The sequence below is a fragment of the Methylobacterium sp. Leaf94 genome, from assembly GCF_001426045.1.
Classification (GTDB): Bacteria; Pseudomonadota; Alphaproteobacteria; order Rhizobiales; family Beijerinckiaceae; genus Methylobacterium.
The window spans coordinates 1-26,730 of record NZ_LMRM01000030.1 but is presented as its reverse complement, the minus strand read 5'-3'; the positions used below and the strand labels follow the sequence as shown (position 1 = coordinate 26,730).

Here is a 26,730-nt window from a genome sequence, read left to right as displayed (position 1 = left end):
ACTGTCGAGGCGCACCAGGAGGGCGACCAGGACCAGGAGCGGGGCGACCAGGAACAGGGCCAGGGCGGCCAGGGTCTGGTCCAGGGCGGGGCGGAGGGCCGCCAGGCTGGGACGGGCAAGGCCGGGGTGGGCAAGGCCGGGACGGGATGGGGTCAGCGCGGTCGTGGTGGTGCCGACGGGAAGGCCCTTCCGAGCAGAAGTGGTGTCCATCGTGACAGTGCCCTCAGAATAAGCAGACATCGATTCCCATCAGCCCGTGGCGCTGAAGCGAAACAGGCCATTGAAGCGAAACAGGCGGTGGGATGGGGTCAGCGCGGTCGTGGTGGTGCCGACGGGAAGGCCCTTCCGAGCAGAAGTGGTGTCCATCGTGACAGTGCCCTCAGAATAAGCAGACATCGATTCCCATCAGCCCGTGGCGCTGAAGCGAAACGGGACAAATCCGTCCCATTTCGATCCGGTGCACGTCTATCTCTCCTAATGAAGCAGAAACCAAGCCAATTATTCGCGAGCCGGACAATCGACGTTTTCTCCGCGGCGACCGGCGTTGCTCACCCTTCGGCATTGCTGTTCGCGCGACAATTAACGGTTGTCTCGGGGCCATAAAGCGAAGTTGGCTAAATATAGGATCGCGGGTCAGGCTCAATACGGCTGTTGCTTCATAGAAGAAAGGAGCATGCTTTCGGATCGCGGCAGGGTCCTTTTGTTGCGATGCGACATAATCCACGGGACATCGGAGCGGCAAGAGGTTTGATCCACGCCCACAATCTGTCGCCGGGACAGGTGGACGGAAATCGAACATTGATGGAGTCGCGTTTCGAGCGTGTGCGGGCGCGATGTCCTGATCCTGGCGCAGGGTCCGGGGTGATTCCTCCGGTCGTCGGGCCACGCTCCGGCTGACGCCCCCCGTTCGGCCGCCTCCGCGCCCGCCGATTCGGCAGGATGCGCACGCCCGAGGCCCCGAGCTCCCGTCGCAGGGACCTGACCCGCGATCGTCGTGAACGGCGCGGGCCAGGCCGGGCCGATGGCGTTCGCGGCGGCAGCCCCGTCAGGTTCCGGACGGCTTGTCACGGCGCGCGCCCGCCGCGGCGCGTTCGCATGCGCGCGCGAACCGGACCCGTGTCGCCGCCTCCACTCGCGACAGACCGACCGCCTGGGCCATCAGTCGCGCGCGCTCGACCTCGGACGTGCCCGGCGCCACCGATTCGGCGAGACCGACGAGTTCCGGCATTGGCGTGTCCGCATGGCTGCGCAGGCCGGCGGGCGCCACCCGGTAGGGATGCCGCGCCCGCGGTTCGTCGTGGGGTGGCCACAGGACGGCGCGACCGTCATCGTCGATGCGGGCCACCGAGGCGGGGACCTGTTCGAGGATCGTCTCGCGGATGAGGGGGCCCACCCGCTGCAGGCCGTGGGCGCGGGCCACGCGCCGGAGCAGCACGTCTTCGTAGATCGGCCCCTCCACAGTGAGCACGTGCGCCACCAGGGCCGCCAGGATCGGGCGGTAGGCGGCGTCATGGAAGCGCGTGGGCTCCAGGGCGAGGCCGAGATCGGCCGGGTCCGCGAGACGGTACGTCGGATCGCGCGCCACCGTGGGAATCGGCGGCGGTCCAGGCGTGGGGGGAAGCCCGGCGTCGAGCCGGTGGGCCGGCATCGCGTCGTCCGCCTCCGGAACGGGAGTCGGGCTCGGAGCACGCGTCGTCGCCGCAGCGGTCGTGTAATCCGCAGAGTCCGTCAGGATCGGGGCGTCGGGCACGGGTGCCGCGATCGGATCGCTCTCCGCCGTGGCTTCGACGGCATCGAGGCGGTCGGCCTCCAGGTCCTCCCGCAGGCGCCGGTCGAGCTGCGCGAGTGCGCCGGCTGCGTCGCTCCACCAGGCGGTGCTCCAGACCCGCCGGATGCGCCAGCCGAGATCGGTCAGCACATGCTCGCGCAGACGGTCGCGGTCGCGGGCCGTCGCGGACCGATGATAGGTGGCGCCGTCGCACTCGATGCCGGCGAGGTAGCGCCCCGGCGCGTCGGGGTGGACGATGCCGAGATCGATCCGGAAGCCCGAGACGCCGATCTGCGCGTGCACGGTCCAGCCCTTGGCCCGCAGCGCCGCCATGACGGCGGCCTCGAACGGCGACTCGACCTCTCCGCCAGTGGGCGCGAAGGCCTCGGCGAGCGCCCGCGCCCCGCGGTCGGCGAATTCGAGGAAGTGCTTGAAGTCGCGCACCCCGCGGGTCCGGGTGCGGCCGAGGTCGATCTGCTCGGGCCGGATCGAGGCGAAGACCACGAGCTCCTGCCTGGCCCGCGTGATGGCGACGTTCAGGCGGCGATGGCCGCCCTCCTTGTTGAGGGAGGACACCGTGCTCACCGTTCGGCCGCCCGGGTCGGGGCCGACCGCGACCGAGAACAGGATGACGTCGCGCTCGTCGCCCTGCACGGTCTCGAGGTTCTTCACGAAGACGGGCTCGTGCCAGCGGTCGCGATCGAAGTACGGCTCCAGCTCCGGATCGGATCGCCGTTGCGCGTCGAGCAGGTTCTCGATCAGCCGCTGCTGCTCGCCGTTGAAGGTGACGATGCCGAGGGAGCGCCGCGCCCGCGCGAAATCCGGATCGCGCAGGCGGCGCACGATGTCGGCGACGACGGCGCGGGCCTCGGGCCGGTTCACGCGGCCGGCTCCACGCTCGTAGACGCCGTCCGGCACGAAGGTCAGGCGCACCGCCCGGTCCTGGGTCACCGGCGAGGGAAACGTGATGAGGCGGCCGCCGTAGTAACGGGCGTTCGAGAAGGCGATCAGGCTCTCGTGGCGGCTGCGGTAATGCCAGTCGAGGGCCCGCCGCGGGAGGTTGGCCGCGAGGCACGCATCGAGGATCGATTCCTGGTCCGCGATGTCGCCACCGTCCTCGGTGTCGTCGCCGGCGCGGTCGCCGACGCTGGTCGGCGGAAGCTGCTCGGGATCGCCGACGACGACGACCTGCCGGCCTCGCGCCATCGCCCCGATGGCGTCCCAGGGGGCGATCTGCGAGGCCTCGTCGAAGATGACGATGTCGAACGGCGTCCCATCGGGGGGCAGGTACTGGGCGATCGACAGCGGGCTCATCATCACGCAGGGGGTGAGCCGCGCGAGGGCGTTCGGCATCGTGCCGAACAGCTTGCGCAGGGGCATCTGTGCCCGCTTCTTGGTCAGCTCGTGCGAGAGCGTGCCCCATTCGGGGTCGTTCCCGAAGGCCGTCGGACCCGGGATACCGCTCCCAAGGCGGTCGCGGACGACCTGCCGGGCGAGGTCGCCGACCCGGGCATCCGCGGCGCGGAACCGGGCGATCGCGTCCTCGTGGCGCTCCGGCAAGAAGCCCCGCAGGACCGGGTCGTCGCCGACGACGCGGTCGATCCACCAGCGGGCATAGGCGATCTCGAACGCCGCCTCGGCGGCGTCGGGGTTGATCCGGCCCGCCTCCAGGGCTTCGATCAAGGGGCCGAGGCCGAGGCCGCGCGCCGCCTGGGCCGCGCCCTGCCAGGCACACCAGCCCTGGGCGCGTCCGAGCCCGGCGGCCCAGCGCCGGGCGCGGGCGAGGCCGGCGCCGATCCAGTCCGCCTCCGCGGCCGGCGGCGTCTCGGAATCGCCCCGCCCGGCTCGGCGGGCCAACGCCGTCGTCGCGTCGCGCGTCCGGGCGTGATCCTGCGCGAAGGCGGCGTAGGCCTCCGCACGCGAGCCACCCGCCTCCTAGCCCTGGGACGGATGGGTGACGAGCCGGACGACGTGGTCGCGCAGGCGCTCGGGGCCGAGACTCGACGGCCCGAGGCGGGGCAGGAGCCGCGCTACCGTCTCGGCCCAGGCGATGGCCGGCGCGAAGTCGGCGGCGGGCCCCTCCGGGTCGCTCCAGGGCGGGCCCAGCCGGGCGAGGGCCGCCTCCTCGGGCCGGCCGGCCTGCCCGTGCCGGGCGAGTTCGATCAGGCCGGCGAGGTCCGGCCCGAGATCCTCCGGCAATGCGCCCTCCGCATAGGGCTGAACCTGCAGCAGGACCTTCCTCAGGCGCCCGCCCCGGACGAGGAAGTTCGCGCCGCGCGCCGCGACCCACTCGGCGAGGAGCCCGGGCAGGTCCTGGTCGAGGAGGCCGGGCCGGTACGCGCCGGTGAGCCGGCCGCGGAGTGCGGCCCGGGTCGCCTGGAAGCGGTCGCGCGCGGCCACCGCCCGGCGCAGGTCGCCGGCGGCATCCGCCAGGAAGGCGCCTCCGCAGGCGGCCTCGGGACGGATCAGCGCGCTGCCGAGATCCAGGAGGCCGCGGATCCCCGCCTCGGTCGCCGGCAGGGCCGGGAGCCCGATCGCCGCGGCGAAGGCCTGTCCGCTCGCGCGCAGGGCCGTCAGGGACTCGATGACGGCGGCGATCCCCGCGCCCAGGCCGTCGCGCCAGACCGGCGACCATTCGGTGGCGACGATACCTTGCAGCGGATGGTCGGCCAGGGGACCCACCGAGGCCAGGACGGGGCGCAAGTCCCGGCAGGCCGCCCGCAGGGCCGCGAGGGTGTCCGGTTCGTGGGCCCGGTGGTCGGGCCAGGCGAGGACGAGGCTCTCCGCGTCAGGGCCCGCCGCGATCACGCGTCCGAAGGCCTCGTAGGCCGTGAGCCCGTTCTCCCGCCGCCGATGCAGGGCCTGCACGAGGCCGTTCAGCTCGGCGCGCAGGCTCGCGAGGGCGCGCGTGGCGCCCGGCCATTCTGTCTGCGCAGGCGCGGCGCGCGCGTGCCACGCCCGGCGCAACTGCCCGAGCACCGCCGATTTCTGGGCCTTGGTGGCATGCACCTCCAGGCAGGAATCGCCGAGCCCGACCTCCTGCAGGCGCCGCTGCACCACCTCGAGGGCGGCCGTCTTCTGCGAGACGAACAGCACCGTGCGTCCCTGCGCCAGGCACTGGGCGATCATGTTGGCGATGGTCTGGCTCTTCCCGGTGCCGGGCGGCCCGAACAGGACGAAGTCCTTGCCGCCGGCGGCCGCCAGGACGGCGGAGAGCTGCGAGGAATCCGCCGAGAGAGGTGCGAAGACCGTCTCGGGCGGATGGTCCCGATCGAGTTGCGACGGATCGGGGAAGGGCGTCCCGTCGCCGTAGGCGTGCTTGGGCGTCTCGATGAGGTGGCGCACCACCGGGTTGCGCGTGAGGCAGTCGCCTTGGTCGACGAGATCCTTCCACATCAGGTGCTTGGTGAAGGAGAAGGTCGCCAGCACCATGTCGGGCACCACCTCCCAGCCGCGCAGGTCGCGCGTGTGGCCGCGGACGCTCCGGACGATCGCGTCCACGTCGATGCCGGATGCGTCGCGGGGCAGGTCGCCCTCCAGATCTGGCATCCGCAGCCGGAAGTCCTGGCGCAGCATCTCGAGCAGGGTCGGGTTGATGCGGGCCTCGTCGTCGTGCAGCGCCAGGCGGAAGCCGGCGCGGACGCTGGCACGCCGGAGGGTGACCGGGACCAGCAGCAGCGGCGCCCGGTGGGCGGCCTCGTCCGCCTTGCGGGTCCAGGACAGGAACCCGATGGCCAGGAACAGGATGTTGGCCCCGCCCTCCTCGAACCCGCTGCGGGCGAGGCGATAGAGATCGAGCAGGCGACCGTCGAGATCGGCCTCCGTCGCGGTGGTGGGGATCTCGTTCCGGGCCAGGGCGCCTTCGGACCCGGCCGGCCCGTCGGAGACCGGCGTCAGCCGGAACGCGTGCCCGGCCGCCAGGCCGTCTTCCAGGGCGCCGGGATCGATGCCCGCGAGGGCGATGGCGCCCTTGCCGGGCTTGAAGTTCAGGAGCTTGTTGCGCAGCGACAGGTCCAGGAGCTTCCGTTTCCAGCGCTCCAGGCGACCGACCGGCGTCTCGGGCGCCGCGTCGAGGCGCGGGCGCTCCGCCTCGTCGAAGGCGGGGGCTTCCGAGAGGGGCTGGTCCAGCGGTTCGACCGAACCGGGGGCCGCCTCCCTGCCCCGGCCGCCGAGATCCATGGGGCGGATGCCGCGCCGGCGGCAGCCGCGGATGTCGATGGCGATGTCGAGGGCCGCCGGAGCGCCGTCCTCCACCAGCCCGGCGCCGTGATCGACCGCGGCCCGGAAGGTCGTCGGTGGATCCTGCGTCAGCAGCGTCGTGTCGACGAGGATCAGGTCCTGCAGATCGCGCCGCTTGCGCAGGTGCTGCCGGTCGTCGATCGTCGCGCTCGCGAAGCCCTCGTCCTGGAGCCACACGCCGACGAAGGCGTGGCCGACGGTCAGTACCAGCACCGGGTTCAGGCCGGCCTGCTCCAGGCAGGCGGCGTAGAGCAGGGAGAGGTCGAGGCAGGTCCCGACCCGGTCCTCGATCACCTCGCCCGGACCGCGCACCGTCTGTCCGGCCTGCTCGAAGCGCGCCGGGGGGAGGACGGAGGCGAGGCGATGGTCGGCCAGGGCGGCCCAGATCGCCCCGGCGAGGTCCCAGGCCCGGACCTTGCCGCCGCGCCCGTAGCCATCCAGCGTGGTCGCGCGGCCCGCCACGCCGAGCTTCCTGGCGGCCGCGCGCAGGACGGCGTCGACGGCCGGATCGTCGGGTCGGACGAAGGCGGCGAGGAGGTGGGGCGCGCTCCGGGCGCCACCCCAGTGCGCCGGCGGCAGCAGGCGCATCTCGGCGACCGTCCGCCCCCGCTCGCCCTCCGCATCCTCCAGGATCACCGTCAGGGCGAGGCGGCCGACCTCGGTGCAGGGGGCGAGGAGGCCGGCATCGAGGGGCAGGGACGGGGTCTCGACCCGATAATTCGAACCCGCGGCCACGCGGTCGATGCGCAGCGTCAGTGGGCCCGCCACCGGTGGCCGGCTCTCGATGCGCAGCCGGAGGTCGACGAGATCGGCCTCCGTGGCGTTGGCGATCGCGATCTCCCGGATGACCGGAATCGCGCTCGCCGAATAGGCGAGGCTGACGTGGTCCGTGACGGTGCAGGTGAGGCGAAGACCGGATGCGGGGCGAAGACCGGACGGCACCGCTGCCTCGGCGCCGGGCGCATCCGCCGCGCGGCTCATGCGGCGATCCCGCGGCCGGCAGGCCCACGGTTCGAGGCGGGGCCCACCGGGCCCGAAGGAATACCGCACGCGTCGACCCGGGCCATATCCGTAACCCACCACCCCTGCTGACCGCTTCTTCGCGCGCCGGGCATGGGTATTCAAGGTTGCAGGTGCGCAGGATCGCGAAAATCACAGATCGCATGGGCCGTCGCCGCCGGGCGGGACCCGACGGAGGGGAGGAATCGCACAGGCTCGGGCGCGGCTCCCCTCCCCGGCGGACGCTCCGACGCTCCCGTGTAGCCCGGGTAGAAATCGCGGCGGTGGGCCGATCCGGGATCCGCCTCAGGGCGGCGGCCGAAGGGCCCGTGCCGGGAGTTCGCGGGCCATGAGATCCTCGACCTCGGCCCGGTTCGGCGCCGGTCTGGGGACCATGATCGCGGCGGCGCCCTCCGCCGGCGCGGCGTCCGTGATGTAGCGCGGGGCCTGACCTTCGCCCGGGGGGACCGGAACCGGCACCGCGGGCGCCGCCGCACTGGGCCCCGGCACGAGGTAGCGCTGCGTCTCGCCGGACTGCTCGGAGGCCATGCGGCGCGTCAAGGCCTCCGGGCGCTTCTCCGAGCCGGGCCGTTCCATCGGGCCGGGCGGACGGAGCGCGGTCGCCGATCCCGGCGCGGTCTCGCGGGGCGTCCCCGTCGACCGGGTGACCGCCTCGCGCCGGCGCGCTGGCGCAGGCCGGCGGGCGAGCGTCTCCGGCTGAAGGCGGGGCGCATCGGCGGGATTCGCCGAGAGCCGCATCGATTCCACCGCGCGGGTCAGGTCGGCGAGGGTCGCCGTCACCGTGCGGCAGAGCTTGATCCGCACCGAGGCGGCCGGCGCGCCAGGATCGCTGCCGAACAGGGAGGACGGCCGCCTCCGCGCCGCATCGCCGCCGAGGTCGATCCATTGCCAGGCGTAGAGGCAGTCGATGCCCAGGGCGAGGCCGACCGGTCCGTGGGCGTTGCGGTGCGCCTGGGTCACCACCCGCATGGTCTCGCCGGGAAAGCGCGCCCGCAACTCGGCCGCGATCCCGGTACGGCTCGGCTTGGCCATGGCGAGGGCGGGACCGGAGCCCCCCTCCCCGCTGCGCACGCTCACCTCGGCGAGCCCGCGCGGATCGTCCCGGAAGGTGATCCGCTGGGAAAAGCCGTCGCGGAACGAATTCTGCGCCACGTCCGACACGGGGCCGGCGCCCGGCAGCTCGAGGGCCGCGCGGCCGGGCCGGGCGGCGGCGGGGGGCGAGGGCAGGACCACCAGCGCCGCCAGCGCCGCCGCGGTTGCGGAATGCCGTATCCGACTCATGGCTGCTGTCCGGCGGTGGGGCCGGCCTCGATGAAGGTGGCGCGTTGCGATCCCGGGATGCCGAAGCGGTCGGATTCCCGGCTCGAGCGGGTCTGGCCGTTGGCGCCGGCGGCCTGCTGGTCCTGCCACTGGGTGCCGGCGGGCGGATCGGTCAGGGTGGAGGCCTGGGTCATGCCGTTGTAGCCCGGCAGCAGGGCGAAGCCGTAGCGCTCGTAGGGCATCGTCCCGGCGCCCGGCACCCGGCGGGCGACCAGGGGTGGCGCACCCGTCGCGGGTTCGGCCAGGACGCCGCCGGCACTCCGCTCGGGCACCTGCCGGGCCAGGGCGGCCGGCAGGTAGCGGAACGGGTTCTCGGCGGCGACGGAGAGCGGGAATTCGCTGCGCAGGACCGGCAGGGGACGCACCGCGCCGTTGGCCGAGATGTCGGGCTTCGGCACGCGGCCGTAGGCGGCGGGGGCGCGGGCGGTGTTCGCGAGCACGGCCGTCGCGGCGGGCGCCGCGGGCTGGCGTGCGCCGGCCGGGGGCGCCGCCGCGACGCTGCAGGCGAGTGGCGGACCCTCCGGCCCCTCGCGGAACAGCAGGTCCACCACCTTCGGGAACAGCCCGTCGTAGCGGTTGACGATCTCGAGGTACTCGCGCGTGCGCTTCAGGCGCTGCAGCGCCAGGGCGTAGCCGAGCACCGTCGACTCGCTCGGCAGCCAGGCGATGCCGTGCTGGAACCACTCCAGGGCGGCGTCGAACTGGCAGGAATTGTAGGCGTACCAGCCCAGCGCCTGCGCGCCTTCCCCGGAGCTCGAGGCCAGGGTCACCTTTGCGTAGCGGTTGATCCGGTCCAGGTCGATGAAGACGGGATTGGCCTGGGTGAGCTTCCGCTCCAGGAGCTCGATGAAGAGGATGCTGTTGCCGACGTACTTGTCGCGCCAGGCATAGGCCACCTCCTCGGCCTCGCGCGTCATGCCGACCGCGCGCAGCGAATGGGCGAGCCCGTGGGCGATCATCGCGTCGCCGCCGCGGCTGATCGCGAGCTTGAACCAGTCCAGCGCCTCGCGGAACTGCTGGCGCTTGTAGGCGTACCAGCCGAGGAGACCGGTCTCCCGCGGGTCGCCGGTCTTGCGGGCCTGGGCCTGGAACACGGCGATATCCGTGGTGGTGGGCTCGTGCGCGGCCTCGTCGTGCAGGAAGGCGACGATCCGCGCGCGCGTGATGTCGATGGCGATGCGCCGGAACTCGGAATTGCCGTCGGAATCCGTCCGGCCGAGGGCGATGAGCTGCTCGGCCGCGGCCATCGGCAGGTTCGACATCGCCTTCTGGATGGTGGCCAGGCGGGCGCCCGTGTCGCTGCTGGTATCCAAGACGGACTTGTAGAGGTTGTAGGCCTGTAGCGTGGCCTCCTCGGCCGCCAGCGCGTCGGCGACGATCCAGAGGCTCTCGACGTCGCTGGGGTCGAGGGCGCTGGGATCGGCGCGGTAGAGGGCGACGACGTCGAGGTTGCGCCTGGCGCCGGCGAGCCCCTTGAGGCGGCTGCGGAACCCGGCGCGGCGCAGCTTGCGCGCCAGCTCGTCCGAGGGCTGCCAGGTCCCGTCCAGCGTGCGCCGCGCCGCGATGGCCGCGTAGAGGTCGTCGAAGCGGCCCGCGGTGAAGAGATCCCAGAGGGGGGCCTCTTCGGGGGGGCTCGGCTGCAGGGTGTCGAGGTCGGTGGGCTCCGTCCAGCCCGGGTAGAGCTGCTTCAGCCGCGCGGCCTCCGCCTTCATCCGGGCGGTCTGCTTCTGCGCCGCGTAGTAGCGCAGGGCGCTCTCGTCGACCATGCCGTTGGCCGCCGATCCCGTCGGGTCGACGACGATGGCGGGCGCGCGGCTGGCATCCTCGCCGCCGGGGCCCTGGGCCAGGGTCGGGAGGGTGAGCGCCGGGAGGGTGAGCGCCGCGAGGGCGAGGCCCATCGGGAGGCCGAGGGGCGCGGGGCCACGGCGCCGCCGGCGCGCTAACGCTTCAAGCATGAGGGTCCCCTCATCTGCGCGGCCACCATGGCCAGGAGATGCAGCGTGGTCGGATAGTAGTTCTCGGTGCCTTGCACCTGGCCGAAGCCCTCGGGGAGCGGCGTTCCCTTCACGGTACAGAGCAGCAGGCTGGAGAGGGCCGCGTAGCCGCTCTCGCCGAGCCACTCGACCGTGCGCCCGTCGCTGGTGTCCACGATGGGCAGGCGCTCGCGGTCCGGCCCGGACCAGAGGGCGACGAAGGGGGCGTAATCCTCCTGCCGTCCCACGTCGGCCCAGGCCATGTAGAGGGGAATCCGGATCGCGTTGTAGGAGAAGAGCGGCGGGAAGCCGTCCGCGGGACGGGGCTGGTCCCCCTTCAGGGAGATCCATTCGGTGGGCAGGTTGGCGCTGCCGAAGCGGGCGCGGCGCAGGAGCCGCAAGCCGCTGCGGGTCAGGGCGTCCCAGTCGTATTCCGGAGCCACCAGGGGCAGGCGCGCGAAGGCCGGGAAGACCCAGTAGGACAGGTTGATCAGGGGACCGTCGGCGCGTTCCCCAGCCGAGAAGCCCGTGACCGCCGGCAGCAGCAGCGCCCCGTTCCGGTCCTTGAACAGGATGGTCCGGCGGCCGACCTCGACGGCGATCCGCCGGGCCGCCACGCGGTAGCCGGCATCGTCCCAGGCCTCGGCGGCCTCCGTCAGCGCCCAAGCGACCAGGATGTCGCCGTCGGTGGCGTCGTTCATGTCCGCCACCGCCGGGCGCTTGGCCGGCTCCCAGCGCCAGGCCAGGAGGGAATCCGGACGCACCATCAGGTTGGCGCGGGTCCAGCCCCAGAGCCGCTCGAAGGTGGGCCTGTCGTTGGCCGCCACGGCGAGCAGCATGCCGTAGCCCTGCCCCTCGCTGTGGCTGATCCCGCCATTGGCGGTGTCGACCACCCGCCCGGCCTCGGTGACGAAGCGGGACCGGTAGAGGCGCCAGCCGTCCTGGTCCTTCAGGCTTCCGACGAGTGGCTGGGCCGCACGGGCGGACTCGTCCTTGACCTGCGGCGCGGCCGGCAGGGCGATGGCGGGGGGAACGGAGCGCGGCTGGTCCGGCATGGCGGGATCACGGGGCTGGGGATCGCGGAGCGAGCCGGCGGGCATCAGCGCGGGTCGGCCATCGACCCGGGCCTCCGGCCCGCCCTGGGCCCGGGCCTCCGGCCCGGCGGCGAAGCCGGTCGCGAGGCCCGTGGTCAGGGCGGCCGCGAGGGCCGCGCCGCGGACGGTCCGGAGCGGGCGTCTCATGCATTCCTCCGGCCGACGTTGCGGACCATGAGCGCGGTGGTCAGCCCGAGGCAGAGCGCCAGGACCAGGGCCAGCGTCGCGTAGACGGCGGGGTTCATCGAGAGCCAGCCCGCCAGCACGAGCCGGAGGTTCCAGACCGAGGGCGGCCGGGTCTCCACGATGCGGACGGTGTCGGGCTCGACCGTGTCCAGGCGGCCGTCGGCGGCGTCCAGGAAGGCGAAGCGCCCGCCGATCCGCGACCAGACCCCGGGATCGATGAGGCAGGCTACGGAGGCCTTGAGCAGGAGCGGGTTCGGCGCCGTGATCAGGGTGGTGGTGTCATCGACGCCGATCCCGCCGCTGGACAGGGCCTGGGCCAGGATCAGCGAGGCGCGGGGCGGCACGGCGGAGGCCCGCTCCGAGGCCTCCGCGTCGATCCAGGTCCGCGTCTCGCCGAGCAGGCCCCGCACCGTGGTCGAGGCCCTCGTGACGAGGCCGTCGGCGGCCTCGATCAGGGGATGGCGGGCGCGCAGGGTCTCGTCCCACTTCGTCACGAGGTCGCCGTCGCTGGCGGGGACCCGGCCCGCACGGTCTCCGGCGGCGGCGTCCGGTCCGGCGCCGCGGGGCGTCGCCGGGCCGGCGACGCGGAAGCTGAGATCCGGCAGGCTGCAGCGTGCCGGCACGTTGCGGCGCAGGCGATCGAGGGTCGGCGCCGGCACCGAGCCGGACTGGCCCGCCGGACGGGCCGTCTCGGCGCGGGCCTCCCAGATCCGCCGGATCTGCTCCGGATCGAGGCCGAGCCCGGTCAGGGTCGCGGGCGCCACGGCGCGGACGGGCGCGACCATCAGGGTCGGTCCCGTCCCGCTCTGCGCCTCGGTGGCCAGCTCGAAATCGATCACCCGCCCGGCCGCACTCGCCAGCCGCGCGGCGATCATGGCGCCCGCCGCCACCGTGTCGCGATCGAGAACGGGCAGCACGAGGCGCGGCCGCTTGCCATCCTCCAGGAAGGGGGCGCCGCCGCTGGTGGTGGCGGCGAGATCCGGGATCCGGGCGGCACGGGCCAGGTTCGGAACGCTGACGGTGGTCCGGTCGAGGAACAGGAAACGCTCGCGCTTCGCGTCCGCCGTGCTCGCCGCGCAGGTGGCATCGCCGGGCGTCGGCACCTGCGCGGAGATCTCGACCCGGTTCAGGCCCGGCCGCCACAGGCCCAGGGGCAGCGGGATGGTGTTGTTCTCGAAGACCTCGCCCCGCGTCTGCGGCAGGGGCACGCTGGCGGCGTTGCGGCCGTTGAGGTCGACGAGGATCCGCGCCTCCGAGGAGAGGCCGGACGCGTAGGCGCCCGAGAGGTTCAGGAGCATCTTGCCGTAATCGGCGGGCAGGAAGTCCGGCGGCAGCTGGACGTCGAAGCGGGTGGTCAGGAGGCGTCCGGAGAATTCCCGGGTCGCCACGCCGAGGGCTTGCAGCGCGATCCGGTCGCCGCTCTCCAGGGGGGCACCCCGCAGCAGAGCCGCGGCCTTCAGGCCGCGCGGCGTGCCGTAGGGCTCGGTGCCGCGGGCCAGGGTCGCGATCGCCGACTCGATCTCGTCGTAGCTGGTGCCGCTGACGACGAGGGCGGGGGCCCGGTCCTCCCGCGGCGGCAGCATCGCGAGCTTGGGTCCGGTGATCGGGCCGACGGCCTCGAGGTCCGGCGTGCCGCGCAGTTCCGCCGCGGTGCCGACGATGAGGTTGATCCCGGCGCGGCCGGTCATCACCGAGCCGAACTCCACCACCGGGCGGGCGATGCGCCCGACGAGGCCGATCGCCTCGATGGCGTGGAACATCCGCTCCAGGCGGGGCAGGCTCGGCTTGTCGTTGATCACGACGCGGACCGACAGCGCACCGCCGTCGTCGGGTTCCAGCGCGGCGAGATCCTTCAGCTCGATCCCGGCGGCCGCCACGGGGGCCACCACGAGGCCGGAGCGCGAGGGATCGATCTGCGTCCAGAGTTCGTAGGTCGCGTTGAGGGAGCAATCGACCCGGTGGCGCTGGCTCGCCGAGAGATCGATGGCGTTGTAGCCGAGCTTCAGGCTGCCCTCGGGCAGCTCGAACTCCACCACCTTGACGGCGCCGGGCGCCTGGATGCGGGTTCGGCCGACCACGACGCCGTTGACGCTGGCGACGAGCTCCGACGTCTCGGGCGCCACCGAGATGGCGGAGAGGTAGGACACCCGCAGGCGGGGACGCCCGCGGCTCTGCGCTTCCGTGACGTAGACGGGGAAGCGCAGGACGTCCTCCTCGCCCTCCAGGCGGAACCCGCCGGTGGTGGCCGGCAGGCGCCGGGCGGGCCCGATGGTCGCCAGGGTGCCCTCCCGGACCGCCGGAGCCGGCGCCGGGGCGACGGTGGCCGCCGGGCCGCGCCCGGGCTCGCCCGCGCGGCGCAGGGCGTCGCCCGCGGGGGGGACCGAGAAGCGCTCGGCGGGGCCCGCGCCGATGAAGCTCTGGGGCCGGGCCTCCGTGGCCCCGCCCACCAGGGCCAGCGCGAGAAGCCCGCGGGTGATCGTCGTGACACGCATGCGAGCCTCCCTCACGACCGGGCGTGCAGGTCGGCGCCGCGCCCGCCGCCCGCCGCCCCGCCGAGCAGGCGATCGTTCTCGAATTCCAGCATCAGGCGGACCCAGTCGGTGCCCGGCTCGCCGTCGTTGCTGCGTGCGAAGCTCGGCCGGGCCGGCAGGGGATTCTCGGCCGGGCGCGGCCGGGCGGCCTCCGCCCCGCCGGGGCTTCCGCCGGGCAGGAGCGGCGCCCGCTGCGGGGTGCGCGGAAGGGCCGTGTCGGTGGTGGGGGCGGGCGCCGCCTGCGGGCGCGGCTTGAACAGGTAGCTGAAGGCGCGGAACGGCTCGACGAGGCCCCACCAGATCAGCTGGAGGGTGCCCGAGACGATGTTCTTGTGCCGGCGCCGGCTCTGCTGGAAGCGCAGCAGCGCGCCCGCATCGCCGTACATCAGGTTCGCGAGGCCGGCATAGCCCTGCGCGTCGAGGGGCTGGAAGCGCAGGGTCACCACCACGTCGTCGCCCGCATGGGCGATCGTCCCGACCTCGAACGGCAGCACGCCGCCGGCGGGGGCGCCGTCGAGGGGCTGCACCGAGAGCTGGCCGGTGCGGTAGGTGCTGCCGGTGCCGAACGGCAGGACGTCGGCCCCGAACCGGACGGTGCAGCCGACGGCCGAGGCGCGGTCCACCGCGACGTCGAGGGCGCGGCCGGCCAGCATCATCCGGCCCTGCCGGTTGATCGCCAGGGACGGGCTCGCCTCCGTGACCCGGCGCTCGGCCACGACGCCAAGGGCGGCGCCGGCCATGAGCAGGTTGAAGAAGTTCCACAGGCCGACCACGAGCATCAGGTTGGTGACGCCGGGCTCGAACAGGTAGCGGTAGAGGGCCGTGGCGCAGCCGAGCAGCAGCAGGCCGTAGACGGCGAAGAACGGCCAGGCCAGGGCGGAGAGGTGGTCCTGCTCCAGGGTCGTGCCCTTGGCGGTGACGTTGAAGGTCGGGCGCCGGGGCGAGACGATGACCGAGGCGATGGCGCGGAACAGGAACAGGCCCTGGACGTACTCGTACAGCTCGGAGACGAAGGGCCAGCGGAACTTCCCGTAGACGTAGTTCTGCATCATCAGGTTGATGACGACGTAGGTCGCCGTATAGGCGATGGATTCATCCACGCTGGCGACGAAGATCTTCAGGTCGAAGAAGATGTGCAGCAGCGGCGAGAACATGAAGATCAGCCGCGGCACGGGGAAGAACCAGAACGTCATGCTCGACAGGTAGGCGACCTTCTGGATCCCGTGCAGACCGCGCTTGAAGAGCGGGTTCTTCAGCAGAAGGATCTGGAACATGCCCTGGCACCAGCGCGAGCGCTGGCCGATGAAGGCCTCCAGGGTCTCCGGCTGCAGGCCGGCGATCAGGGGCTTGTCGACGTAGATGCTGTTCCAGCCGCGCGCATGCAGCTCGAAGGCGGTCTCGCAATCCTCCGTGATGGTGACGCCCGAGAAGCCGCCCGCCTCGTCGAGGGCGCGCCGGCGCAGGAGCGCGGCCGAGCCGCAGAAGAACGAGCCGTTCCACTTGTCGAGACCGCGCTGCGTCACCGCGTAGAACATCTCGTTCTCGGAGGGCATGCGCTCGAAGGTGCGCAGGTTGCGCTCGATCGGGTCGGGATTCAGGAAGGCGTGCGGCGTCTGCACCAGGAACAGGCGCGGGTCCTGGGCGAAGTACCCGATCGTGTCGCGCAGGAAGGAGCGGAACGGGACGTGGTCGGCGTCGAGCACCACGATGATCTCGCCCTGCGAGTGCTTGAGCCCGTTGTTGAGGTTGCCCGCCTTGGCGTGCTGGTTGCGGGCGCGGGTGCGGTACTCGACGCCGAGGGAGGCGGCCAGGGCCTGGAGCTCCATGCGCCGCCGCATCGCGGCCTGCGCCTTCGCGGGATCGGGATCGGCGCATTTCTGGTCGGTGCCGCCATCGTCGAGCAGCCAGACCGTCAGCTTGTGGGCGGGATAGTCGATGAGGCGGGCCGCCGCGAGGGTGACCGAGAGGATGCCCGCATCCTCGTTGTAGCTCGGCACGAAGATGTCGACGGTGGGCAGCGCGTCGAGGGCCTCCGGATCATCGGCGGCGGCCATCGGCGGGGGCGCGCGCCGGAGCGGGTCGGCGTTGATGGTCAGGCTGACGAACAGGATGAAGACGCAGTAGAGCTCGCCCAGGAGGAGCAGGAGTCCGAACCCGAAGCTGACCGGGTCGCCGACGGAGGGCAGCGTGTTCGTCACGCGCCAGAACATGTAGCGCAGCACGACGAGGCTTCCCAGGGCGAGGAAGACGAAGCGCGCCGGCTGGTTGTCGAAGAACACCCACAGCACCACCATCGCCGCCATGGCGCAGAGGCTCATGATCAGCTGGTCCTGCGTGCTGACGGGCTGGCTCAGCAGGACGAGGACGGCAGCGGCCGACGCGATCCAGGCCATCCAACGTAATGCACTTGCCACGAGCCTGCCCTTCCGCAATCCGCCTCGCCCGCGTTCCTCCGGGACCGACCTGGGCCCAGCGGGCCTTCAGGGTCGCAACCTGTGCGGGAACGGGACGGCGCAATACCTGTGAAACACCTGAGCGATTTGCCTGCCAACAGAATTCCGGCCACACGTCGCAGGACTTGTGCATGTCCGGGATTGAGCGCGCTCAACTGTTGTAAGATGGAACATATGAAAAAACGTGACTGGCGGTCACGCGCACGCAATCGAACCTAACAAAGCCTGAACACTGGTCTAAAAAGCGGTTCTCGCTTCGACGGTCGAGTAGTATCCGCTGCCCTGGATGCGGTCTTTCACGTAGCCGACTCCGACGGCCATCTTGATCGGGCCGAAGGAAAATCCCGTCAGGTGTCCGCCGATGCGGTACTGATTGAAGAAGTTGTCGCCGAGGAACATGGCTTCGGGGCCGATATAGACCCCGTCGGCGACCATGTACCCGACGCGGAAGCGCGAGTAGTAGGCGTTGAACTGGGTCGAGTACGAGCCGTAGGCCGAGACCATCGTGTTCTCGGTCGGCCGCGCATAGAAGTTGGCCGCGAACTTGGCGCCCACGCCGGTTCCGACGACCGGATTGCCCGGATCGAGGATCGACAGCTGGTTGCTGCGCACGTTGAAGCCGACGAAGCCGGCCAGGGCCGCATCGCGCCAGATCCACTCGTAGCCGCCCGACAGGGCCCCCTCCTGCTGGTAGCCCGTCACCCGCTGGCCCACCTTCTGCCCGGGATAGCTGTAGGTGCCGGCGACGCCCTCGACGCGCAGGCGGGGGCCGCTCTCGAGGAGCGTGCCCTCCGTGGCGATCGTGCCCGTCGCCGAGCCGAAGGCGGAACTGTTGGAGGTGACCGCGACCGAGGCGTCGACGGCCACCGTCCAGTTCTCGTCCAGGATCACCGGCTCCGCACCGGTGTACCAGTCCGCGGCGACGGCGGCGTGCGAGGGGCCCAGGACCAGGGGCAAGGCGAGGAAGGCGAGGCGCGACATCGAGGCGGATGATCCGTTCCGTTGAGGCATTCGCGCGCGATGGATGGAGATCGACGGCGTCCGCTTGCGGTAATTCATCGACCTTCGGGGTTAATTGAATCTTAACGCGACCGCGAAAGCTGGATCTCGCAAGTCACCAATGCCGAGGATGTGCTTTCGGGCAACATATGTTGTTCTTGGCGACGATGTATTGTTGAAGAATTTCTGATCACAATGGTCATGTAATGAGCAGGCGCACAAAGAAGCGTCGGGTGATCTCCGTCGGTTTGAGGCTGTTCCGACAACATTCGGGCAAGTCGAGGCTGCGAATTTTTCAAGATTATGCAACCGATGCGCGTGGTCGGGCGGGTCTGTCGCGGGTTTCCGTCTCCGGAGCGCCGCCGAGACGGAGTTGCCGATCCTTGGAACGGCGGTCTCGTGCGCTGCGAGGGCTGCCGATGCGGGCCCGAATTTTTCTGAGGATGGCCCTGTGGATTGTCCCCTCGCGGCCGCTCTCGGCGCCGCCATCGCGTCGGGAGCCGCTGCGCGCGGCCCGAGGAGCCTGTGGGACCGAGGGGCTTCGGTTCGCAGGGCGAGCGCGGCGACGTCCGGGTCCCCCCCGGCGTCGCGCCCCCTGCCCCCTGGGGCGGGGAGCGGGCCGGCCACGGGGGGGCATTCCGTGCGGGCGGTCCCGGGGTCGGCCGACGACGTGGGTGGCGGCCTTCAGGCGGCCTTCAGGCTGCCTTCAGGCTGCCTTGGCGGCCGGGTCGCGGGCCGCCCGGCGCATCACGGCGGCGAGATCGCCGTAGCGGAACGGCTTCTCAATCTGCAGGAAGGCCCGGGCGCTTTCCGGCAGGTGGCCCTGGGGGCCGGCGAGGACGATGCGGATCCCGGGATGGTGCTGGACCACCGTGGCGGCGAGCTGCAGGCCGCTCATCACCGGCATGCGCTGGTCGGCGATCATGACGTCGAAGCCCTCCGGCGCATCGAGGAGCGTCAGCGCATGTTCGGCGGAGCCGGCCTGGGTGACGCGGTGACCGAGATCGGTGAGCGCCTCGGCGAAGCTCTCGCGGACCAGGGTGTCGCTGTCGACGAGGAGGACGCGCAGGCGCGGCTGGACCGTGGCCGTCTCCTCATGGCCGGCCTCGGCCGGGGCCTCGCTGGCGGGGATCCAGATCTCGGCCAGGAAGGCGGAGTCGCCGCGTCCGTCGGCCACGAGGCGGAAGCCGCCGCCGATGCCGCTGAGCAGGCTCGCCACGGCGGCCGTGGAGCGCTCTTCTCCGGCCGGCTTCGCCGGGGCGGGGAGCCGCGCCGGCGTTCCGCTGGCCAGGACCAGGCGCACGTAGCGACCCGGGCGCAGGGCTATCCCATCCTCCTCGGACAGCACCCGCTCGTCGGCGCCGATCGCGAAGCCCTCGGAGCCGAGATCGCGCACGTGGAAGGCGAGGTTCAGCAGCACGGCCTCCAGCACGGACTCGCTGCACTGGGCGCGCGCGAGCCCGGAGCGGACCCGGAGCTTGATCGGAGCCTGGTTCAGGACGTTGGCGCTGAGGAACGGCACGAAGGCCGTCAGGGCGGTCCCGATCTCCGTCTCCTGGAGGGTGGCGTCGTCGCGGCGCACGAACCGGACCAGGCGGCGGGTCAGGCTGGAGCCGCGCTGCGCGCCCGCGAGGGCGGCCTCGACCAGGCGCACCTGATCCGGGTTGAGGCCATACCGGCGCTTGAGCGTGCCGAGATTGCCGCTGATCACGGTGAGCAGGTTGTTGAAGTCGTCGACCACGCCGTCGATGACCTGGCGCAGCATGCCCTCGCCGCGCCGTTCGGTGGCCTGTGCCCTGCCGTCGGAGGGGGCCGTGCCGTCCTGCGCGCCCGTCTCCCCGCCGGCCAGGCCGGCGGGAATCTCGCGGCTCAGGGCGTGAAGGCGGGCCGCGCCGGGGGCGGAGACCTCCGCGCTGCCGCGGATGAAGCGGACGAGGAGGCGACGCGTCTCCTGGCTGTCCGTCGTGTCGGCGCGGCGCAGAACCACGTCGTGCGGGCCCTCCCCGTCCAGGGCGGCCTGCATGGTGAACCGCATCAGGTCGCGATCCTGCGGCTTGATGCCGTCCGTCAGGTCGGTCAGCGCGACGGCCCGGTCGGTGGTGGCCGCGACGCCCGGGGTGGTGGAATCCACCCAGGTGACGTTGCCGGCGTCGGTGTCGATCTCCCAGTAGGTCCAGCCCGACATCGCCTCGAAGGTGCGCAGGCGCTCGCGCACCCTCGCCAGGGCGGTGCGGGCCTCCTGGAGGGCGCGGGCACGGCTGCGCTCGCGGGCCGTCAGGTGCTCGGCGCTCGCCCGGAACTCGGCGATCCGCGATGGCACGATCGCCTCGCCGTCCGCCTCCGTGATCCGGGCCAGGCGCCGCGTCAGGCGCCCGGTGAGGGCGTAGGCCAGGCCCGCCGCGAGCAGGGCGGCGGCGAGCCAGAGCGCACAGAGGCGCGGATCCGGCAGGCCGAGACCGGCGCCGCGGGATTCCGTCGTGCGGGCGACCGCGAGCCAGCCCGAGGGGCCGAGGTCGCCGTAGCCGGCGCTCGGGGTGGCGTGCTCGACGGTGCGGGCGCCCCCGTCGGCGCTCGGCCGCGCGGCGCCGCTCACGAGCGCCCGGCCGTCGGGAGCCAGGACCGTGAGGGCGAGGGGGGAATCCGGGGCGGGCTGCGCGCGAAGGATTCCGCTGCGGAGATCGGCGAGCCAGGTGTCGGCGAGGCGGGCGACGAGGTACTCGGCGTTGCGGGCGCCCGATCCGGCGACCGGGATCGCGACCTCGAAGGGGACGGGATCCCGGGGCGTCGCGGAGGCCGTGACGAGGGCCGTGGAGGCATTCCGTGCCCCGGCGAACCAGGGCTGTCCCGAGACGTCGCGGCCGATCATCTCCTCGTGGCCGGCGGCCCGGACGCGTCCGTTGGCACTGACCAGGAGGATGTCGGCATAGGCCGGGCGCAGGTCGGCCCAGGCACGCAGCACGGCCTGAGGATCGGCATCCATCAGGCCGGTGCCGGTCTGGCGAAGGGCCACGGCCGCGGTGCGCAGGTCCTGCGACACCTCGAAGAGGCTGCGGTCGAGGGCGCCGGCGAACGCCGCGGAGGTGCGACGGACCTGAGCGGCATCCGGCCCGGCGCCGCGCGGCGGGCTAGTCAGCGCGAGGCTGCTCCAGACCATGACGGCGCTGAGCACCACGACCGTGCCGGCCTGGAAGGCGGCCACGGACTTGAGAGAAACGCGATCCAATCCCAACATGCCGCTGATCGCTCCGCTGCCTTCACTTCCCGATACGCGACACCAGACGGACGGGCCCCACAACCTGTGGGGATAGGATGGTTAATTTTCCCTTAAATTCAGTTGGCGCCCCGCACTGATCAAATGTTCGGCCGGCGATACTTGTCGGGCCAATCGGCCGGCGGCCGGACCGATCAGGGCTCCGGCTGCAGGAAGCCGTGAACCGCCTGCACGACCACCGAGCCTTCGCCCACCCCGGAGGCCACCCGCTTGACCGAGCCCGCGCGCACGTCCCCGACGGCGTAGAGGCCCGGCACGGTGGTGGCGTAGGGCGACGCGGCGGGCGTCCCGTCGGGTCGCAACCCCGTCGGCACGAAGCCCTTCGGGTCGAGGGTGAGGCAGTCGGCGAGCCATCCGGTGTTCGGCACGGCCCCGATCATCAGGAAGACGTTCCCGACGGCCCGGGTCACGCTCAAATCGCGCGACCGGTCGGTCCAGGTCACCGCCGTCAGCGTGTCGTCGCCGTGGAACGCGCTGATCTCGGTCCGCGTGTGCAGCGTGATCCGCGCGGACGCGGCGATCCGGCGGACGAGGTAGTCGGACATGGTCGCGGCGAGTCCCTCGGCCCGCACCAGGAGATGGACACGGGCCACGGTGCGGGACAGGAACATCGCCGCCTGCCCGGCCGAATTCCCGCCGCCGACCACGATCACCTCCGCGCCGGTGCAGAGCTGCGCCTCCATGGCGGTGGCCGCGTAGTGGATGCCCTGCCCCTCGAAATGCGCGTAGCGCGGCAGGTCGAGCCGCCGGTAGCGGGCGCCGGTGGCGGCGATGACCGCGCGGGCGGGAATGGCCGTGCCATCCTCCAGGAGCACCCGGAAGGCCGGCCCGTGGCAGTCGAGACCGGCCGCCATGCGGGAGATCGCGAGCCGCGCCCCGAACTTCTGGGCCTGGACCTGTGCCCGGCCGGCCAGGGCCTGACCCGAGATGCCGGTCGGAAAGCCCAGATAGTTCTCGATCTTCGAGGACGTGCCCGCCTGACCGCCCGGCGCCAAGCCCTCGACCACGATGGTGTCGAGCCCTTCGGAGGCGGCGTAGACCGCTGCGGCGAGGCCCGCCGGCCCGGCGCCGATCACCGCGACGTCGTAGACGCGGTCCGGATCGATCGTCTCCGTCAGCCCGAGGATATCGGCCAGCACGGCGTTGCTCGGGTTGCGCAGGACCGCCGTGCCCGGCGCGAGGACCACCGGCAGGTCGGCCTCCGTCAGGCCGAAGCCGTCGAGCGCTTCGCGCGCCGCCCCGTCGAGGGCGACGTCGAGGATGCGGTGCGGATAGGCGTTGCGAACGAGGAATCGCTCCAGGCGCAGGGTCTCGCGCTGGTGGCCGAGGCCGATCAGGACGACGCCGCCGCGCCCGTGTCGGATCAGCCCGACCCGGCGCAGGATGAAGGCCCGCATGATGATCTCGCCGATATCGGGCTCTGCGGTGACCAGCCGGCGGAAGGCCGCGCGGTCGATCCGCACCACCCGCGCGTCGCTCACCGTGCGGCCCGAGACGAGGATCTCGCGATCGTTGAAGAGGTCGAGCTCACCCGTGAACTGGCCCTCGGTATGCACGGTGAACACGGTCGTCTGGCCGGCGTGGTCGGTCTCGAACATCTCGATCCGTCCGGACCGGACGAGAAAGAAATCCACCCGCCGCTGACCGCGCGCGAAGATCACCGTGCCCGCCGGCAGGGTTTCCTCTCGTCCGTAACCGGCGACGCGCTGCGCCATCTCGTCGTCGAGGCGCGGGAAGGTCTGTGCGGCGCGCTCGTCGCCGTCGATCCCCGTCGTCAGGGCCGTGTCGCTCATGTCGGAGCACTCCATCACGCCGTACGGGCCGACACGGCCGAAGCGGCAGGGGGCAATCCGCCCCGAAGGCATCGGATCGGGCGCTGTCTTGGACGAACCCTCTGGGCGCCTGTGCCTCGAGCCGGGACTGATGCACGACGATGCTGGTCGCGTGAAGCGAAGGGGTCCCGCGGCGCGCCCCGAAGACCGCCGCCCCGAAGACCGCCGAACCACGGGCCGCGCCCCGGCGGGACGGAGGCGGGCGGGCAGGCGTCCCGGGGCAGCCTCCGATCCCGGTGGGGGGAACCGCTTCCGCCCCGCCCTCCCCCGCCGTGGCGCGGTCGTGGACCGCGTGGCGCACAGGGCGGCGGCTCTCGGAGAGGACGTTCGGGGGTCAGCCCTTCACGAATGCGAGGAGGTCGGCGTTCAGGACCTCCGCATGCACCGTGAGCATGCCGTGCGCGTAGCCCGGATAGGTCTTGATCGTCCCATTCCGGAGGAGCTTGATCGACTTCAGCGCCGCGTCGGCGATCGGCACGATCTGGTCGTCCTCGCCGTGCAGCACCAATGTGGGGACGCCGATGGCCTTGAGATCCTCGGTCTGATCGGTCTCCGAGAAGGCCTTGATCCCGTCGTAATGGGCCTTCGCGCTGCCCATCATGCCCTGTCGCCACCAGTTCCGAACCACCCCGGGAAGCACCGTCGCGCCGTCGCGGTTGAAACCGTAGAAGGGGCCGCCCGCGACATCGAGGAAGAACTGCGCGCGGTTCCCGGCGGTCGCAGCCCGGAAGCCGTCGAAGACGTCGCGCGGCAGGCCCTCGGGGTTGGCGTCGGTCCTCAGCATCAGGGGCGGCACCGCCGAGACCAGCACCGCCTTGGCGACGCGCCCGGCCGGTTCGCCGTGCCGCGCGACGTAGCGGGCGACCTCGCCGCCCCCGGTGGAATGGCCGATATGGACGGCGTTGCGCAGGTCGAGCGCCTCGACCACCGCGAAGGCGTCGGCGGCGTAGTGATCCATGTCGTGGCCGCGGTCGACCTGCGCCGAGCGGCCGTGGCCGCGCCGGTCGTGGGCCACGACCCGGTAGCCCTGATGCAGGAAGTACAGCATCTGGGCGTCCCAGTCGTCGGAGGAGAGGGGCCAGCCGTGATGGAACATGATCGGCTGGGCGTCCTCGGGACCCCAATCCTTGAAGAAGATTTCGACGCCGTCCTGGGTGGTGACGTAGGTCATGGCGATGGCCCCGGTCTCAGAGAGAAAGATCGTCGCGGTGAATGGCGGTCTGGCTCCACGCGCGTCGGGAATCCTGTCGCGTGGTCGCGGGCCGGCCGCCTCAGCGGCTTCCCGAAGGGGTGAGGATCAGCCGCGTGTCCATGAGACCGGGACCATCGGCGCGGCCGGCCTCGCAACGACGGCCGGGGGCTACGCGGGTCGACAGCGTGAAGACGCCGATCCGGCGCCCGGTGGAGTCGGCCGCCGGGCCGGTGCCGGGCAGAGGCGTTGCGGGTAGCAGCATCGGTCGCGGCTCTCGATCATCGTGACCCGAGGGCGCGCCGAAGGACCAGCGACCGCGTCGGGGATGCCATGAGCTATGGCGCCCGGTGGTCGACCGGGCTTGACGATTTGCGGCGCGATTTGGACGAATGCGTCATGGCGCCGGGACCCGGACGGCGCGCCGTACCGGCGGACCGCGTGCGGCTCCGCTCCGGCTCGTTCGATCGGTGGCTCCGGTCTTGGGCAGGACGTCTTGGGCAGGACGTCTTGGGCAGGACGTCTTGGGCAGGACGTCTTGCGCAGGACGTCTTGGGCAGGAGGATCGTCCACGCGGCGATGGCGCGAACCGGGGACCGGAACGCGCCATCGGGGAACGCTTGAACGGGGAGACACCGGTGCGGGCGCCGGGTCTCGTTCGGTTCCGACCCTCAGCGACCCTGCTGCGGCATCAGCGCCCGAGCCTGCTGGACCGCGTCGCGGCAGGAGGTATCGCCCTTGGCATTGAGATCGGTCGCGCGCTGCAACGCGGTCTTGGCCTGCGAAACCTTGTCCTCGGATGAGAGGCTGGCGGAGGCAGACGCCTCGCCGCCCTTCGATGCCTCGGCCGCGGCGGTCGGCTTGTTCTCGGATTGCGCGCGGACATCGGCCGGCGACGTGGCGATCTGGCCGTTCGCCACCGAATTCGCCGGACCCTTCCCGGCCGCCGCGGCGACCGGTCCGGCGACACCCCCTACCGTGCCCGGGGAGCCGCCGCTCTCGCGGGAGGCGCCGCCCTGCTGCGTCCGATCCGTCTCCGCGGTTCCAGGCTTGGCGGTGCTTCCCGTGGTGCCGGCGGTCTGATCGGCCGACGCGGCGCTGGGGCCCTTCTGCTGTCCGGTGTCCGGCTGGGACACGGGGGCGCCCATGCCCACCTGAGTGCCGAGTTCACGCTTGAGCTTGGCGATGTCGTCGCTGCAGGGACCTCCCTCCTGAGCAAAGGCCGCCGTGCTGACGAAGCCGAGGAGGGAGAATGCGGCGGCACCGCCGATCATCTTGAAACGTTGCATGGGATTCCTCAATGAAATGCTCCCACCAACGTCAATGTAAAGTACAAGTTCATTAAAAACGTATTTACCCGTCAATATTTGCTTCAAGTCAAAACAAAGAACGTTTTGTACAGCATTGCAGCTTCTACGAACGCGAATTCCGATGCGCCCGGAGACAAATCCGGACGCATCGATCTGTCAGTCTGTTATCTCACCGGCGAACGTCCGGCGCGACCAATTCGGATCAGTAGCCGTAACCATAGGCCGGGTAGCCGTAGCCACCGCCGTAGCCGTAGGCGGGTGCGTAGCCGTAACCGCCGCCGTAGTAACCGACCGGACGGCCATAGCCGTAACCGTAGCCGCCGTAGCTGTTCGCCACGATGGCGCCGGCCGCGAGGCCCGCGATGCCGAGGCCGATGGCTGCGCCGGGGCCGATGCCGCGACGGTAGCCGTAGCCGCGACCGTAGCCGCCGCCGTAGCCCCGGTACCCGCCGTAGCCGCCCCGGAAGCCGACGCCGCGATAGCCGTAGCCCCCGTGGCCGTAACCGTAGCCGCCGTGGCCGTAGCCGCCACCGTAGCCCCAGCCGCGGGCCTCGGCAGGGGCCGATGCCAGCAGGCCGAGTCCGAGCAGGGCCGTCGATGCCAGTGCGAGCTTGCGCATGCGATCTCTCCTATCGTGTGGAATGTAGGCTCATAACAGCCCCGAGCTTGGCGCGTTCCAATGCCGACCATGGTTCAACACGTCACAGGGGCAGTAGCCGTTCCCACCCAGATAGGTATCGTAGCCTATAGCGGGTCCAAAGCCGTGGGAAACCGCGGAAGGACCGCCCCGGGTCTAGCTCTGGCCGACCACATAAAGCGTACCTCTGTTCTGCACTGGCCGAACAAGGCTGTGCGGGGATCGCGATCCTTTGATCGGCGCAGCCTGAAGTCTGAGATTCGTCCTGAGAAGCGAAGCAGCACATGCCAAGATGCGCATGAGAGTTCCGGGTTCCGACTTGGAAGCCGAGACCCGGATCAGGACAGGACCGTTCCTTCACCCGCGCGTCAGGCGGCACGCCATGGTGTGAATGCCCTGGCGTGATCTGCGATGATCGGGCGAGGTCCGGCGCGCCGTCCGACCGGGAACGCCTCGCGGATCCGACGCTTGCGCCGGTCCGGACCGAGGGGCTCTCGGGTCTCTCGGAGCGCTGTCCCCACAGAGCGAGGAACAGGTCTCAGGAGCCCGCCAGCATGCTCGTGGATTGGAATACGACGAAGATCAGCGTGACCAGGGCTGCGGCCGCGGCGAGATAAGTCACCGCCTTCATGAACTTGGACATGGTTTCGAAGGCTCCATCTGAAAACGCGTTCGGGCGTGCGGGGCATGCCGCGCGCCGTCACCCAAAGGTCGAGGGGCGTGGGCCCGTCGCCCGTGGCCGGGGCTCGGAAGGACCGGCCGCGTGCAACGGGATCTCGAGCCGGGTCAGGCCGGGCGACGGCCGTCGGCGGCGTAGCGGTCGATGGCCGAGGGCAGCTCGCGCGAGAGCCGGGAGAGGAGCGCGCCGCGGCTCAGGCCGGTCTGCTGGGTCAGGCCGGTCTGCTGGG

At 71.8% G+C, this 26,730-nt stretch carries 14 protein-coding genes and 1 pseudogene; all 15 read right to left on the bottom strand.

Features of this window, described 5'->3' with window-relative positions:
- Nucleotides 1-210 (bottom strand): annotated as a pseudogene (locus ASG63_RS15235) (hypothetical protein); the annotation flags it as partial.
- A gap of 835 nt (nucleotides 211-1,045) precedes the next feature.
- Nucleotides 1,046-3,625 carry a DUF3320 domain-containing protein gene (locus ASG63_RS26545; protein WP_244479929.1) on the bottom strand — a complete coding sequence of 860 codons (2,580 nt, stop codon included), beginning with the start codon at nucleotides 3,623-3,625 and terminating at the stop codon, nucleotides 1,046-1,048.
- A gap of 78 nt (nucleotides 3,626-3,703) precedes the next feature.
- Nucleotides 3,704-6,988 carry a DUF4011 domain-containing protein gene (locus tag ASG63_RS26540; protein ID WP_244479928.1) on the bottom strand — a complete coding sequence of 1,095 codons (3,285 nt, stop codon included), beginning with the start codon at nucleotides 6,986-6,988 and terminating at the stop codon, nucleotides 3,704-3,706.
- A 324-nt stretch (nucleotides 6,989-7,312) separates the two neighbouring features.
- Entirely contained in the window at nucleotides 7,313-8,308 is a 996-nt protein-coding gene (gene bcsN, locus ASG63_RS15225; RefSeq protein WP_056217999.1) for a cellulose biosynthesis protein BcsN, read from the bottom strand.
- Complete coding sequence (locus ASG63_RS15220) at nucleotides 8,305-10,302, bottom strand: hypothetical protein (RefSeq protein ID WP_056217996.1); 1,998 nt, start codon at nucleotides 10,300-10,302, stop codon at nucleotides 8,305-8,307. The genes bcsN and ASG63_RS15220 overlap by 4 nt, the downstream gene beginning before the upstream one ends.
- Nucleotides 10,287-11,375 (bottom strand): glycosyl hydrolase family 8, encoded by a 1,089-nt coding sequence (locus tag ASG63_RS15215; protein ID WP_407067269.1) that lies wholly within the window; start codon nucleotides 11,373-11,375, stop codon nucleotides 10,287-10,289. The genes ASG63_RS15220 and ASG63_RS15215 overlap by 16 nt, the downstream gene beginning before the upstream one ends.
- 182 nt (nucleotides 11,376-11,557) lie before the next feature.
- Nucleotides 11,558-14,092, bottom strand: a complete 2,535-nt coding sequence (locus ASG63_RS15210; protein WP_082559335.1) for a cellulose biosynthesis cyclic di-GMP-binding regulatory protein BcsB — start codon at nucleotides 14,090-14,092, stop codon at nucleotides 11,558-11,560.
- Nucleotides 14,093-14,103: 11 nt separating this feature from the next.
- A complete protein-coding gene (gene bcsA, locus ASG63_RS15205; protein WP_056217988.1) occupies nucleotides 14,104-16,524 on the bottom strand; it encodes a UDP-forming cellulose synthase catalytic subunit in 2,421 nt (806 codons plus the stop codon).
- 297 nt (nucleotides 16,525-16,821) lie between these two features.
- Nucleotides 16,822-17,565: a cellulose biosynthesis protein BcsS gene (gene bcsS / locus ASG63_RS15200; RefSeq protein ID WP_082487015.1), complete on the bottom strand. Its 744-nt coding sequence runs from the start codon at nucleotides 17,563-17,565 to the stop codon at nucleotides 16,822-16,824.
- A gap of 724 nt (nucleotides 17,566-18,289) precedes the next feature.
- On the bottom strand, nucleotides 18,290-20,815 hold the full coding sequence (locus ASG63_RS15195) for a response regulator (protein ID WP_056217984.1): 2,526 nt from the start codon (nucleotides 20,813-20,815) through the stop codon (nucleotides 18,290-18,292).
- 173 nt (nucleotides 20,816-20,988) lie between these two features.
- Complete coding sequence (locus ASG63_RS15190) at nucleotides 20,989-22,647, bottom strand: FAD-dependent oxidoreductase (RefSeq protein ID WP_056217980.1); 1,659 nt, start codon at nucleotides 22,645-22,647, stop codon at nucleotides 20,989-20,991.
- 373 nt (nucleotides 22,648-23,020) lie between these two features.
- Nucleotides 23,021-23,857 carry an alpha/beta fold hydrolase gene (locus ASG63_RS15185; RefSeq protein ID WP_056217977.1) on the bottom strand — a complete coding sequence of 279 codons (837 nt, stop codon included), beginning with the start codon at nucleotides 23,855-23,857 and terminating at the stop codon, nucleotides 23,021-23,023.
- A gap of 689 nt (nucleotides 23,858-24,546) precedes the next feature.
- Nucleotides 24,547-25,164: a hypothetical protein gene (locus ASG63_RS15175; protein WP_056217969.1), complete on the bottom strand. Its 618-nt coding sequence runs from the start codon at nucleotides 25,162-25,164 to the stop codon at nucleotides 24,547-24,549.
- Nucleotides 25,165-25,387: 223 nt separating this feature from the next.
- Nucleotides 25,388-25,804: a hypothetical protein gene (locus tag ASG63_RS15170; protein WP_056217965.1), complete on the bottom strand. Its 417-nt coding sequence runs from the start codon at nucleotides 25,802-25,804 to the stop codon at nucleotides 25,388-25,390.
- Between the two features lie 804 nt (nucleotides 25,805-26,608).
- Nucleotides 26,609-26,730, bottom strand: a 122-nt coding sequence (locus tag ASG63_RS26535; RefSeq protein ID WP_244479930.1) for a YidB family protein, incomplete at its 5' end; no start/stop codon positions are given.

Bases quoted from the DNA above. Each gene is read 5' to 3' on its own strand.
- ASG63_RS15220 (WP_056217996.1), bottom strand. From the start codon at position 10,302: ATGCTTGAAGCGTTAGCGCGCCGGCGGCGCCGTGGCCCCGCGCCCCTC.
- ASG63_RS15175 (WP_056217969.1), bottom strand. From the start codon at position 25,164: ATGCAACGTTTCAAGATGATCGGCGGTGCCGCCGCATTCTCCCTCCTC.
- ASG63_RS15195 (WP_056217984.1), bottom strand. From the start codon at position 20,815: ATGTTGGGATTGGATCGCGTTTCTCTCAAGTCCGTGGCCGCCTTCCAG.
- ASG63_RS15185 (WP_056217977.1), bottom strand. From the start codon at position 23,857: ATGACCTACGTCACCACCCAGGACGGCGTCGAAATCTTCTTCAAGGAT.
- bcsS (WP_082487015.1), bottom strand. From the start codon at position 17,565: ATGTCGCGCCTCGCCTTCCTCGCCTTGCCCCTGGTCCTGGGCCCCTCG.
- ASG63_RS15190 (WP_056217980.1), bottom strand. From the start codon at position 22,647: ATGAGCGACACGGCCCTGACGACGGGGATCGACGGCGACGAGCGCGCC.
- bcsN (WP_056217999.1), bottom strand. From the start codon at position 8,308: ATGAGTCGGATACGGCATTCCGCAACCGCGGCGGCGCTGGCGGCGCTG.
- ASG63_RS26540 (WP_244479928.1), bottom strand. From the start codon at position 6,988: ATGAGCCGCGCGGCGGATGCGCCCGGCGCCGAGGCAGCGGTGCCGTCC.
- ASG63_RS15215 (WP_407067269.1), bottom strand. From the start codon at position 11,375: ATGCCGGACCAGCCGCGCTCCGTTCCCCCCGCCATCGCCCTGCCGGCC.
- bcsA (WP_056217988.1), bottom strand. From the start codon at position 16,524: ATGGCCTGGATCGCGTCGGCCGCTGCCGTCCTCGTCCTGCTGAGCCAG.
- ASG63_RS15170 (WP_056217965.1), bottom strand. From the start codon at position 25,804: ATGCGCAAGCTCGCACTGGCATCGACGGCCCTGCTCGGACTCGGCCTG.
- ASG63_RS15210 (WP_082559335.1), bottom strand. From the start codon at position 14,092: ATGCGTGTCACGACGATCACCCGCGGGCTTCTCGCGCTGGCCCTGGTG.